The sequence below is a fragment of the Microbacterium gawkjiense genome, assembly GCF_031932225.1.
Taxonomy (GTDB): domain Bacteria; phylum Actinomycetota; class Actinomycetes; order Actinomycetales; family Microbacteriaceae; genus Microbacterium; species Microbacterium gawkjiense.
Map to the genome: position 1 here is coordinate 565,539 of NZ_JAUZVV010000001.1, position 12,336 is coordinate 577,874.

Annotated in this window: 10 protein-coding genes; 7 read left to right on the plus strand and 3 right to left on the minus strand. The window is 72.6% G+C overall.

The window, feature by feature from the left end:
* The first annotated feature begins 46 nt into the window (after positions 1-46).
* Complete coding sequence (locus tag Q9S71_RS02835; protein WP_064003771.1) at positions 47-1,090, plus strand: LLM class flavin-dependent oxidoreductase; 1,044 nt, start codon at positions 47-49, stop codon at positions 1,088-1,090.
* A gap of 140 nt (positions 1,091-1,230) precedes the next feature.
* Here Q9S71_RS02835 and pheA read toward each other — a convergent pair whose 3' ends face one another.
* Together pheA and Q9S71_RS02845 are read right to left on the minus strand one after the other, a co-directional pair.
* Positions 1,231-2,193: a prephenate dehydratase gene (gene pheA / locus Q9S71_RS02840; RefSeq protein ID WP_064003770.1), complete on the minus strand. Its 963-nt coding sequence runs from the start codon at positions 2,191-2,193 to the stop codon at positions 1,231-1,233.
* Entirely contained in the window at positions 2,190-3,113 is a 924-nt protein-coding gene (locus Q9S71_RS02845) for an EamA family transporter (RefSeq protein ID WP_311860391.1), read from the minus strand. Before Q9S71_RS02845 ends, pheA begins: the two co-directional genes overlap by 4 nt.
* Positions 3,114-3,185: 72 nt before the next feature.
* Between Q9S71_RS02845 and Q9S71_RS02850 the strand changes: the two genes are divergently transcribed.
* From Q9S71_RS02850 to galE, 3 genes are all read left to right on the plus strand, one after another.
* Complete coding sequence (locus tag Q9S71_RS02850) at positions 3,186-4,121, plus strand: LysR family transcriptional regulator (RefSeq protein ID WP_311860393.1); 936 nt, start codon at positions 3,186-3,188, stop codon at positions 4,119-4,121.
* Positions 4,122-4,182: 61 nt separating this feature from the next.
* The gene (gene pgm / locus Q9S71_RS02855; RefSeq protein ID WP_311860395.1) at positions 4,183-5,823 is read left to right on the plus strand and encodes a phosphoglucomutase (alpha-D-glucose-1,6-bisphosphate-dependent); all 1,641 of its coding nucleotides are present in this window, start codon (positions 4,183-4,185) and stop codon (positions 5,821-5,823) included.
* Between the two features lie 84 nt (positions 5,824-5,907).
* Positions 5,908-6,885, plus strand: coding sequence for a UDP-glucose 4-epimerase GalE (galE, locus tag Q9S71_RS02860; RefSeq protein WP_311860397.1), 978 nt, complete (start codon positions 5,908-5,910; stop codon positions 6,883-6,885).
* Positions 6,886-7,008: 123 nt separating this feature from the next.
* Here the strand turns inward: galE and Q9S71_RS02865 are convergent, their stop codons facing one another.
* On the minus strand, positions 7,009-7,947 hold the full coding sequence (locus Q9S71_RS02865) for a LacI family DNA-binding transcriptional regulator (protein WP_311861685.1): 939 nt from the start codon (positions 7,945-7,947) through the stop codon (positions 7,009-7,011).
* Positions 7,948-8,052: 105 nt separating this feature from the next.
* Here Q9S71_RS02865 and galT point away from each other — a divergent pair, with 105 nt between their 5' ends.
* From galT to Q9S71_RS02880, 3 genes are all read left to right on the plus strand, one after another.
* Positions 8,053-9,237 carry a galactose-1-phosphate uridylyltransferase gene (galT, locus tag Q9S71_RS02870; protein ID WP_311860399.1) on the plus strand — a complete coding sequence of 395 codons (1,185 nt, stop codon included), beginning with the start codon at positions 8,053-8,055 and terminating at the stop codon, positions 9,235-9,237.
* Positions 9,234-10,412, plus strand: coding sequence for a galactokinase (gene galK, locus Q9S71_RS02875; protein WP_311860400.1), 1,179 nt, complete (start codon positions 9,234-9,236; stop codon positions 10,410-10,412). The genes galT and galK overlap by 4 nt, the downstream gene beginning before the upstream one ends.
* A 70-nt stretch (positions 10,413-10,482) precedes the next feature.
* A complete protein-coding gene (locus Q9S71_RS02880; protein ID WP_217529473.1) occupies positions 10,483-12,144 on the plus strand; it encodes an ABC transporter ATP-binding protein in 1,662 nt (553 codons plus the stop codon).
* Positions 12,145-12,336: the final 192 nt, after the last annotated feature.

A 12,336-nucleotide genomic window follows, 5' to 3' on the forward strand; every position in this document is an offset into this window, starting at 1 on the left:
CGCGGCGCGGAATGCGCCGCCACCGGCCGGGGTTGCAGTGTTCGTTATGAGCATTGCGACCCCGGCCCTCTCCGTTCTCGACCTCGTCCCCGTCCGCACGGGGCAGACCAGCAGCCAGGCGATCGCCGCCTCGCTCTCCCTCGCGCAGCGCGCCGACGAGCTCGGCTACCGGCGCTACTGGTTCGCGGAGCACCACAACATGCCGGCCGTCGCCTCGACCACTCCCCCGGTGCTGATCGCCGCCGCGGCGGCGCGGACCCGCCGCATCCGTGTCGGCTCCGGCGGCGTCATGCTGCCGAACCACTCCCCGCTCGTCGTGGCTGAGCAGTTCGCCGCCCTCGAAGCCCTCGCCCCCGGTCGCATCGACCTCGGCATCGGCCGCGCCCCCGGCTCGGACCCCGTCATCACGCAGCTGCTGCGCCAGTCGGGGACCACGAGCGACGTCGAGCGGTTCCCGAACCACGTCACCGACATCCGTTCCCTCGTCTCGGCCGAGGGCGCGACGCTGCGGTTCACCTCGGGCGGCACGTACGACGTGCGGGCGACGCCCGCGTCGACCAGCACCCCCGAGGTGTGGCTGCTCGGCTCGAGCGACTACTCGGCCCAGCTCGCCGCGGGGATGGGCCTGCCGTACGTGTTCGCGAATCACTTCTCGGGCGACGGCCTCGAGCGGGCGCTCGACCTCTACCGCGGGCAGTTCCAGCCGTCCGAGACGCTCGCCGAGCCCCGCACCTTCGTCACGGCCAACGCCGTCGTCGCCGACACCGACGCGCAGGCCCGCGCCGCCGCGCTGCCGCAGGCGCGCATGATGGCGCGTCTGCGCGGCGGCAAGCCCCTCACGGCGCTCGAGACCGTCGAGCAGGCCGCGGCGGCGGAGGCCTCGGACGGGCTCGCCGCCCCCGTGTTCGACGCCATGATGTCGCGCTGGTTCGTCGGGACCGGCCCCGAGGTCCGCAGCCGGCTCGCGGAGTTCGCCGCCCGCCACGGCGTCGACGAGGTCATGGTGTCGCCCGTGTCCGCCGCGACCGAGGACGAGCCGATGGATGCCGCGCCCTCGCGCATCCGCACGCTCGAGCTGCTCGCGGCCTGAGGCGCGTGCCGCCTGAAGCGCGTGCCGCCGCGCGCGGGCGGCGACAACCGAGGAGATCCGTCACCGAGACGCGGTGGTAACCGATTCCACCCGCCGCGCAGCGGCACATCTCCGCGGTTGGTGCCGCGCAGGCGGGCGGGTCAGGCCTCGGGCTCGCCCGAGACGAGGCCGCGCAGCCAGTCGCGCGCCTCGACGAACACCTCGTCGGAGTACCGCTCGGGGTAGCGGACGATCGCGCGGTCGGCCCGCGGGTACGAGCCGAGGTAGAGCACCCGCGGCGAGAAGCGGCGCAGGCCCAGCAACGCGTCGGCCATGCGCTCGTCCTCGATGTGCCCGTCGGCGTCGATGACGAAGCGGTACCGGCCGAGCTCGTCGCCGATCGGGCGCGAGGCGAGCAGCGACAGGTTGATGCCCCGGGTTGCGAACTGCTCGAGCAGCTCGAGGAGGGCACCCGGGTGGTCCTCGGGCAGCTCGACGATGAGCGACGTCTTGTCCGCCCCCGTCGGCGCGGGCGGTGGAGCCGTGCGGCTCACCAGCACGAACCGCGTCACGGCGTGCGGGTTGTCGCCGATCTTCTCGGCCAGCAGGTCGAGGTCGTAGAGCTTGAGGATGCCGGGCGGGGCGATCGCGGCATCCGCGGAGATCCCGCCGTCGACGAGTCCCACGGCGGCGGCGACGTTGCTCGTGGCGGGGATGTGCGAGTGCTCGGGCAGCGCGGCCGTCAGCCACGTGAGGCATTGCGCGTAGGCGACGGGGTGGGCTGCGACGACCGAGACGTCCTCGAGCCGCACGCCGGGCCGGGCGACCAGCACGAACTCGACCGGCACGAGGTACTCCCCCACGATGCGGAGTCCCGGCACGGTCGCCAGCGCGTCCTGCGTCGTCGAGACGCCGCCGTCGACGGAGTTCTCGATCGCGATCATCGCGGCATCCGACCGGCCCTCGATGACGTCGGCGAGCGCCTCGCCGACGTTGCGGACGGGGCGCCAGGTCTGGTCGCGTGCTTCGGGGACCTGCGCGAGGGCGGCTTCGGTGAAGGTGCCGGCGGGGCCGAGGAAGCTGTACGTGCGACGGGTGGGGGAAGCCGGGGGCTCGGATGTCACGCGGACAGCCTAGTGGGCACCCCCATGAGCCCCACCGTCCGCGGCACCGGCTGTCGACGACGGATGCCGCTGACCAGCACGCCCGCGACGAGAACCGCCCCGCCGACCACCTCTCCGACGCTCGGAGCCCCGCCGCGCAGCAGTGCGGCCGAGCCCATCGCGACGACGGGCGCGAGCAGGATCCACGGCACGACGGCCGCGGACGGATTGCGGCCGAGCAGTCCGTTGAAGACGGCGTACGCGAACAGGGTGCACAGGCCCGCGGTGTAGAGGGTCGAGAGGACGGCCTGGGGTCCGATGGCGGCGAGCCCCGCTCCGACCGCCGCAGGACCGTCGATGACGAACGACAGGGCCAGGGCGGGGATCGGCACGACCAGCGACGACCAGACCGTCAGTGACAGCGTGCCGCCGCGGCCGATCCCGGTGACGACGCCCGCGCGGCGCGAGATCACGTTGCCGACGGCCCACGACAGCGCGGCCGCGAGCGCGAGGCAGACCGCGAGCACGGGAGCGTCGCCGCCGCGGAAGAGCGCCACGATCGCGAGACCGACGACGCCGAGGCCGACACCGATGACCTGCGTCGCTGAGGGGCGCTCGCGCAGGGCGATCGCGGCGATCACGATCGTGAAGACCGCCTGCGCCTGCATGAGGAGCGCGGCGAGTCCCGGGCTCAGCCCCAGCGCGAGCGACGTGTAGAGGAGCGCGAACTGGCCGAGGCTCATGAACAGGCCGACTCCGACGATCACGCGCCACCCGGTCTGCGGCCGCGGCACCACGAGGACGGCGAGTGCGACGACGGCGAACCGGATCGCCGCGAACATCAGGGGCGGGATGCCGCTCATCCCCCAGTCGATGACGACGAAGTTCAGCCCCCACAGCGAGGCGACGAGGGCGGCGAGGAGCATGTCACGGCGGGTCACGGGACCAGTCCACCCGCGGCATCCGTGAAGGACAAGCGATCATTCCGCGACGCGAATCGGTAGCATCGCTTCATGATCGATCTCGAGGCCGTCGTGTCCCTGCGCGCCGTGGCCACGGAAGGGAGCGTCGCCGCCGCGGCGACCGCTCTCGGCTTCACCCCCTCGGCCGTGTCGCAGCAGATCAAGCGCCTCGAGCGCGACACCGGCGTGGCACTGCTCGAGCGGGTGGGGCGCGGGGTCGTGCTCACCGAGTCCGCGACGCGCCTCGTCGTCTCGGCGACGCCGATCCTCGCCGACCTCGAGCGCGTTCGCGCCGACCTCCACGGGGGCGGCGAGCCCGACCGGGTCGCCGGCGAGATCCGCATCGGGGCGTTCTCGACGGTGGTGCGCGGGGTCATGGTGCCCCTCATCGCGGACCTCGGCCGGCGGCATCCGGATCTGCGAATGCCGCTGCGCGAGAGCGAACCGTGGGAGACTGTCGCCCTCGTCGCGTCGGGTCAACGGGACCTGGGACTCGTGCACCGCTGGGGCAACGTCGCGCTCGCGATCCCCGACCACCTCGTCGAGACCCCGCTGTTCACCGACGTCGCCGACATCATCCTGCGCCGCGACCACCCGCTCGCCGGCCGCACCGAACTGCGCCCCGAGGACCTCGGCGGCGAGCCGTGGGTCGCGACGTTCGAGTCGACGATCTGCCGGCAATGGCTGCGGCGGCTGTTCGACGGTGTCGGCGGAGCGCCGCGGATCGTGCACGAGTCGATGGAGTTCGAGAACCACCTCGAGATCGCCCGCGCTGGCATCGCCGTCGCGCTGGTGCCGCGCCTGGGCCGCCCGCCGCTCGGCCCCGACCTGGTCGCGATCCCGACCGTGTCGCCGGAGTCCATCCGCGAGGTGTCGGCGATACACCGCCGGACCATGTCGGACTCGCCGGCCCTGCGGACCGTGCTCGACGCTCTGTCGGAACGGGCGGCGGCGATGGTCACCGAGGCGGGCCGCCTTCCGGCGTGAGCTCGCTGCGGATCCGCGACACGCAGGCGCTCCCGTCCGACTTCCCTGGCAGACTGGGCGAATGAGCCGCGCAGGACAGCCAGCCGAAGCCTCTGACCTCGTCGACGTGGACGCCCTCATCGGCGCCTACTACGACCTGAAGCCCGACCCGTCGGTCGCCGCGCAGCGGGTCGCGTTCGGGACGAGCGGCCACCGCGGCTCGTCGCTGTCGCGCAGCTTCAACGAGGACCACATCCTCGCCACCACCCAGGCGATCGTCGACTACCGCGCGGCGCAGGGCATCACCGGCCCGCTGTTCCTCGGCCGCGACACGCACGGACTCTCGCTGCCCGCCGAGCACACCGCCATCGAGGTCCTCGTCGCGAACGGCGTCGACGTCCGCGTCGACAGCCGCGACTCGTGGGTGCCGACACCCGCCCTCAGCCACGCGATCCTCACCTACAACAAGGGACGGGACGAGGCGGATGCCGGTCGTGCCGACGGCATCGTCGTCACCCCGTCGCACAACCCGCCGCGCGACGGCGGCTTCAAGTACAACCCGCCGCACGGCGGACCGGCCGACACCGATGCCACCGGCTGGATCGCCGACCGCGCGAACGCGCTCATCGAAGCCGGCCTCGAGGGCGTCCGACGCATCCGTCACGCGGACATCGACGACGCGACCCTCGGCCAGTACGACTTCCGCGGGGGATACGTCGCCGACCTGGCATCCATCATCGACGTCGAGGCGATCGCGCGCTCGGGCGTGCGGATCGGCGCCGACCCGCTCGGCGGTGCGTCGGTCGAGTACTGGGCTCTCATCGGCGAGCGCTACGGCCTCGACCTCACGGTCGTGAACCCCGAGGTCGACCCGACGTGGCGGTTCATGACGCTCGACTGGGACGAGAAGATCCGCATGGATCCCTCCTCCCCCTCGGCGATGGCCGCCCTCGTCGCCCGGCGCGACGAGTTCGACATCCTCACCGGCAACGACGCCGACGCCGACCGTCACGGCATCGTGACGCCCGACGCCGGGCTCATGAACCCGAACCACTTCCTCGCCGTCGCGATCGACTACCTCTACCGCCACCGCGAAGGCTGGCCGCAGGATGCCGCCATCGGCAAGACCCTCGTGTCGTCGATGATCATCGACCGCGTCGCCGCCTCGCTCGGCCGCACCCTCCTCGAGGTCCCCGTCGGCTTCAAGTGGTTCGTCCCGGGGCTCCTCGACGGCTCCGTCGCCTTCGGTGGCGAGGAGTCCGCCGGCGCGTCGTTCCTCCGCAAGGACGGCACCGTGTGGACGACCGACAAGGACGGCATCCTCCTGTGCCTGCTCGCCGCCGAGATCCTCGCGGTCACCGGCAAGACCCCGTCGCAGCGGTACGCCGAGCTCGAGGCCGAGTTCGGGGCATCCGCGTATCAGCGCGTCGACGCGCCCGCCTCGCCCGAGCAGAAGGCGGCCCTGTCGAAGCTCTCGGGCGACGCCGTGTCGGCGAGCGAGCTGGCCGGCGACCCCGTCACGGCGAAGCTCTCGCACGCGCCCGGCAACGGTGCGGCGATCGGCGGGCTCAAGGTGCAGACCGAGTACGCCTGGTTCGCGGCGCGCCCTTCGGGCACCGAGGACGTCTACAAGCTGTACGCCGAGAGCCTCAAGGGTCCCGAGCACCTCGCGCAGGTGCAGGAGGAGGCGCGCAAGGTCGTCGCCGCCGCGCTGGGTTCCTGAGTCCGCGGGCGCCGGGTTCCTGGGGTCCGGCGGCCCGGTCCCTGAGGTCCGGCGGCCCGGTTCCGCGCCAGTAGGCTCGGGACCATGAGTTGGCTCGTCACCGGAGGCGCCGGGTACATCGGCGCGCACATCGTCCGCGCTCTCGCCGAGGCGGGTCTCGACCCGATCGTCCTCGACGACCTCTCCAGCGGACACGCCGCGTTCGTGCCCGAGGGAGTGCCCTTCGTGCAGGGCACGATCCTCGACCAGCAGCTCGTCGCCGACACCCTGCGCACGCACGGCGTCGAGGGCGTCATCCACGTCGCCGGGTTCAAGTACGCCGGTGTCTCGGTGCAGCGCCCCCTCCACACCTACGAGCAGAACGTCGAGGGCACCCGCGTGGTGCTCGCGGCGATGGCGGATGCCGGGGTCACGAACATCGTGTTCTCCTCCAGCGCCGCCGTGTACGGCACCCCCGACGTGCCCCTCGTGACCGAGGACCTGCCCAAGCGTCCCGCCTCGCCGTACGGCGAGTCGAAGCTCATCGGCGAGTGGCTGATCGCGGCGCAGGGTGTCGCGACGGCGGCATCCGATGCACCCCTGCGTCACACCTCGCTGCGGTACTTCAACGTCGTCGGCTCGGGCGACCCGTCGGTCTACGACACGAGCCCCCACAACCTGTTCCCGATCGTCTTCGAGATGCTGCTGAAGGGTGAGACGCCGCGAATCAACGGCGACGACTACGACACCCCCGACGGCACGAACGTGCGCGACTACGTGCACGTCGCCGACATCGCCGCCGCGCACGTCGTCGCGGCGCAGCGTCTGCGCGCGGGCGAACCGGTCGAGCCCGCCTACAACCTCGGTTCGCAGAACGGTCTGTCGGTGCGCGAGATCATGGATGCCGTCGCCCGGGTCACCGGCATCCCGTTCACCCCCGAGATCGCCCCGCGCCGCGCCGGCGATCCCGACCGCATCGTCGCCACCGGCGAGCTCGCCGCCCGCGACCTCGACTGGAAGATGCGCTACACCGTCGACGAGATGGTCCGCACCGGCTGGGACGCCCGCCGCACCGCCGGCTGAGAGCCCCCGGTCACGCGCGAGAGCGCGCGTCCGTGCCGACAGCGCCACTTGCTGCCGCGCTCGGACGGGCGCTCTCGGCAGCAGGGGGCGCTTTCGCGCGAACAACCGCGAGCGGGCGGCGCGTCAGCCCGACGCGCGGGCGATGAGCGTCGTCGGGACGACCGTCCGTGTCGCGGGCTCGCCGTCGAGCGTCGCCGCGAGGGCGGCGACGGCGGCCTCGCCGAGGGCGTCGAAGTCCTGCCGCACGGTGGTCAGCGGCGGGCGGTAGTCCGCGGCATCCGCCACGTCGTCGAACCCGATGACGGCGACGTCCTCACGTCCCGCCTCGGCGAGCGCGCGCAGCACGCCGAGCGCCATCTGGTCGTTCGCGGCGAACACCGCGTCGACGCCCGGGTCGGCGGCGAGGACGACTCCCGCCGCGTGACCGGATGCCGCACCCCAATCCCCGCGCAACGGTTCCCGGAGCGGCGGCCCGTCGTGCGCCGCCCGCCACCCGCGCTCGCGCTCGGCCGCCGCGAACGACCCGGCGGGCCCGGCGACGTGCGCGATCGCACGACGCCCGGCATCCGTCAGCCTGCGTGTGGCCGTCTCGGCGCCGCCGGAGTGGTCGGACTGGACCGTCGCGAACGCCCCGCCGGGTGAGTCGACTGCGACCAGCGCGAGACCCGCGGGCGGCGCGACGCCCTCCGCGATGGCCGTCGCCTCGTTGAGAACGATCGCGCCGTCGACGCCGAGGTCGTGCAGGCGGTCGAAGGCGTCGGCGATGCCCGTCCGCTCGGCGAGCGAGATGAGGGTGACCGCCAGGTCGCGCCGGGCCGCAGCGGATGCCACGGCCTCGAGCATCCGCGAGTTGCCGACGGTCGCGAGGGTCGCGACGATGACACCGATCGTGCCGGAGCGGCCCGTGCGCAGGGCCCGGGCGGCGCGGTGCGGGCGGTAGCCGAGGTCGGCCATCGCCGCCTCGATGCGCGCGCGGGTTTCGGGATCGACCCGCGGGCTGCCGTTGACGACACGCGACACGGTCTGGCCGGACACACCCGCGGCCGCGGCCACGTCGGCCATCGAGACGCGTCGCTGCACGGCATCCTCCCCCGGTGCGGCCCCGGCATCACTCCGGAGATCCGCGTGATGTTGACGATAACACAGCCCCTCGGCTACCGTGTTGACGTGAACACACCGGAGAACGGCACGCACGCGCCTGCCGAGACGAACGACCTCGGCGCCGGCGTCGTCAAGCGCAGCACCCGCCTCGCCGACGGTCGCGAGCTGATCTACTTCGACGACCCCGGCACGACGCTCGGCCCGGAGCGCGCCGTCGACACCCGCGATCTCGACGCCCGCCCCGAGACCGCCACGATGCGGCAGGACGTCCTCACCGGCGACTGGGTCTCCGTCGCCGCGAACCGGCAGAACCGCGCGTTCCTGCCGCCTGCCGAGCTCGACCCGCTCGCGCCGCAGACCCCGACGAACCCGTCCGAGATCCCGTCGCTCTACGACGTCGCCGTCTTCGAGAACAAGTCGCCCTCGTTCGGTCCCGCCCTGGCCGAGGCGACCGACGACGTCCCCGCCGCGGTCGACCCGCCCCGCGGGCTCGACGACCTCGCACACCTCGGGCTCGGCCGCACCCGCACGAGCGTCGGCCGCACCGAGGTGGTCTGCTTCTCGCCCGAGCGCACCGGCTCGTTCGGCACGCAGACCGTCACCCGTGCGCGCACCGTCATCGAGGCGTGGGCCGACCGCACCGCCGCCCTGTCCGCCCTCCCCGGCATCGAGCAGGTGTTCCCCTTCGAGAATCGCGGCGAAGCGATCGGTGTCACGCTGCAGCATCCCCACGGCCAGATCTACGCCTACCCGTACGTCACTCCGCGCACGACCCGTCTGCTCGACTCGATCGACCGCACCGCCCCCGACCTGTTCCAGCGCATCCTCGAGTTCGAGCAGGCCGGCCCCCGCGTCCTGCTGCGCGGCGAGCACTGGACCGCCTTCGTACCGTTCGCCGCCCGCTGGCCGCTGGAGATCCACCTGCTCCCGCACCGTCACGTCGCCGACTTCGCGACGCTCTCGGAGCCCGAGAAGGACGAGCTCGCCCCGGTCTACCTGCGACTGCTGCGGGGCGTCGACGCCCTCTACGAGTCCGAGACTCCCTACATCGCCGCCTGGCACCAGGCGCCGGTCCACGTCGGCCGCGACACCGTGCGCCTGAGCCTGCAGCTCACGAGTCCCCGTCGCGCCGCCGACAAGCTCAAGTTCCTCGCCGGATCCGAGGCCGCCATGGGCGCCTGGATCGGCGACGTCCCCCCGGAGGACGCCGCCGCGCGCCTCCGCACCGCCATCGAAGGAGTCACCCTGTGACCGCTGCCGGCGAGGCCCACGGCCTCTTCTCCACCCTCACCGGCAACGAGCCGGTCGGCCTCTGGTCCGCGCCCGGTCGCGTCAACCTGATCGGCGAGCACACCGACTACAACGACGGCTTCGTCTTCCCGTTCGCGACGCCGCACCGCACGCACGTCGCGCTCGGCCGACGGTCGGACGGCCGCATCCGCGTCGTCTCGACCTTCGACGAGGCGCCGGTCGAGGTGGCGCTCACAGACCTCGACGCGCTCTTCCCCGAGCGCCGCGACGAGGTCGTCGAGTGGGCCAGGTACCCGCTCGGCGTCGCGTGGGCGCTGCTGCAGGCGACCGGGACGGATGCCGCATCCGTCACCGGTGTCGACCTCGCGTTCGCCTCGGACGTCCCCGTCGGCGCCGGGCTCTCGTCGTCGGCGGCCATCGAGGGTGCGACCGGCTCGGCGCTCAACGATGTGTGGGGGCTCGGCCTCGACCGCGTCGCACTCGCGCAGGCGGGACGCCGCGCCGAGAACGAGGCCGTCGGCGCTCCGACCGGGATCATGGACCAGATGGCGTCGATGCTCGGTGAGACGGATGCCGGCACCTTCCTCGACTGCCGCAGCCTCGACGCGCAGGTGGTCGCCCTCGGCTTCGACGCCGCGGGGCTCGAGCTCATGGTGATCGACACGCGTGTCGCCCACGCGCACTCGACCGGCGGCTACGGCGAGCGCCGCGCCGCGTGCGAGCGCGGTGCGGAGGCGATGGGCGTCCCGGCCCTGCGCGACGTGCGCGTCAACCAGCTGCCGCAGGTCGAGCAGCTCGTCGACGAGGTGACCTATCGGCGGGTGCGTCACGTCGTCACCGAGAACCAGCGCGTGCTCGACACCGTGCGGACGCTGCGCGAACAGGGCCCCCGCGCCATCGGCGACCTGCTCTACGCCTCGCACGCCTCGATGCGCGACGACTTCGAGATCTCGGTGCCCGAGCTCGACCTCGCCGTCGAGACCGCCCGCGAGAACGGCGCGGTCGGGGCGCGGATGACGGGCGGCGGATTCGGCGGGTCGGCGATCGCGCTCATCGACCGCGCCGCCGTCCCGGCCGTGCGGGGCGCGGTTCTGGCAGCCTTCGCCGCGGCGGGGCACACCGAGCCGCACGTCTTCACGGTGCGACCGTCCGAGGGCGCCCGCCGCGACGGCTGATCCCGTTACGGCTCGGTAAAGCCGGCGATCCGCCCGTGCGCCCGCGGCGGGCGGAGGGCAGGATGGACCCATGCCCTTCGCCACCACCCCCGCCGCCGGCACGCCCCTCCTGCAGGTGCGCGACCTCGCTGTCGAGTTCCAGACCATCGACGGATCGGTGCGCGCCGTGGAGGGCGTCGACCTCGACCTCGCCGCGGGTGAGACGGTCGCGATCGTGGGCGAGTCGGGCTCGGGCAAGTCGACGACCGCGATGGCCGTGATCGGCCTGCTGGCCGGCAACGGACGCATCGCCGACGGCAGCATCCGCCTCGACGGCCAGGAGCTCGTCGGGGCCTCCGAGGCGACGATGCGCGGCATCCGCGGGGCGCAGATCGGACTCGTGCCGCAGGACCCGATGTCGAACCTCAACCCGACGTCGAAGATCGGCACGCAGGTCGCCGAGACCCTGCTCGCGCACGGGCTCGCGACGAAGAAGGACGTCGACCGGAAGGTCGTCGAGACCCTCGCGGCGGCCGGCCTGCCGAATGCCGAGGAGCGCGCGAAGCAGTACCCGCACGAGTTCTCGGGCGGCATGCGCCAGCGCGCACTCATCGCGATCGGCCTGGCCTGCAACCCGCGCCTGCTCATCGCCGACGAGCCCACGAGCGCGCTCGACGTGACGGTGCAGAAGACGATCCTCGACCAGCTCGGCCGCATGACGACCGAGCTCGGCACGTCCGTCCTGCTGATCACGCACGACCTGGGTCTCGCGGCCGAGCGCGCCGCCCGGGTCGTCGTCATGCACCGGGGCCGCATCGTCGAGCAGGGCCCCGCGCGGCAGATCCTCGAGGACCCGCAGCATCCCTACACCCAGTCCCTCGTGCAGGCGGCGCCCTCGGTCGCCGTCGCACGGTTGCGTCCCGAGGCGTTCACGGCCCCGACACCGGATGCCGCGCCGAAGCCGGTCGACAACATCGTCGAGGTCGAGGGGCTCACCAAGCTCTACAAGGTCCGCGGGCAGAAGGAGGACTTCGCCGCCGTCCGCGACGTCTCGTTCGCGATCCCCCGCGGCGAGACGGTCGCGATCGTCGGCGAATCCGGGTCGGGCAAGACGACGACGGCACGGATGCTGCTGAAGGTCGTCGACCCGACGGAGGGTGTCATCCGCTACGACGGTGCGGACGTGGCATCCCTCAAAGGACGGCAGCTGCGCGAGTTCCGGCAGAAGGTGCAGCCGATCTTCCAGGACCCGTACTCGTCGCTGAACCCCATGTTCACGATCGAGCGGATCGTGCAGGAACCGCTCGACTTCTACAACCGCGGCTCCGCGAAGGACCGTGCCGCGCGGGTGCGCAAGCTGCTCGACGACGTCGCCCTGCCCGAGTCGATGCTGCGGCGCTACCCGTCGGAGCTGTCCGGCGGTCAGCGTCAGCGCGTCGCGATCGCGCGGGCCCTCGCCCTGTCGCCGGAACTGATCGTCTGCGACGAGCCGGTGTCGGCGCTCGACGTTCTCGTGCAGGACCAGATCCTGTCGCTGCTGCGCGACCTGCAGAACGAGTACGGCCTGAGCTACCTATTCATCTCGCACGACCTCGCCGTCGTGCGCCTGATCAGCGACTACGTCTGCGTCATGAAGGACGGCGCACTCGTCGAGGCCGCCTCGAGCGAGGAGATCTTCACGAACCCGCGCGACCCCTACACACGCAACCTCCTCGCCTCGATCCCCGGCAACGAGCTCGACATCGCCGTCTGATCAGCCTTCCGGCATCACTCCCCTGTCAGAAAACGCCGCCCCACGCGGCACAACGCGACAGGCGAACACCGGATGCCGCGCCCCGCATCCCTCCCCTGTCACAACACGCCGCCCCACACGGCACAACGCGACAGGCGAACAGCCCCAGCACGCACGGGCAGCGAAGCGATCCCGGTGGGCCGGACAGTCGGG

Coding starts and splice junctions, on each gene's coding strand:
- Q9S71_RS02835 (WP_064003771.1), top strand. CDS start 47: ATGAGCATTGCGACCCCGGCCCTCTCCGTTCTCGACCTCGTCCCCGTC.
- Q9S71_RS02850 (WP_311860393.1), top strand. CDS start 3,186: ATGATCGATCTCGAGGCCGTCGTGTCCCTGCGCGCCGTGGCCACGGAA.
- pgm (WP_311860395.1), top strand. CDS start 4,183: ATGAGCCGCGCAGGACAGCCAGCCGAAGCCTCTGACCTCGTCGACGTG.
- galE (WP_311860397.1), top strand. CDS start 5,908: ATGAGTTGGCTCGTCACCGGAGGCGCCGGGTACATCGGCGCGCACATC.
- Q9S71_RS02865 (WP_311861685.1), bottom strand. CDS start 7,947: ATGGCCGACGTGGCCGCGGCCGCGGGTGTGTCCGGCCAGACCGTGTCG.
- Q9S71_RS02880 (WP_217529473.1), top strand. CDS start 10,483: ATGCCCTTCGCCACCACCCCCGCCGCCGGCACGCCCCTCCTGCAGGTG.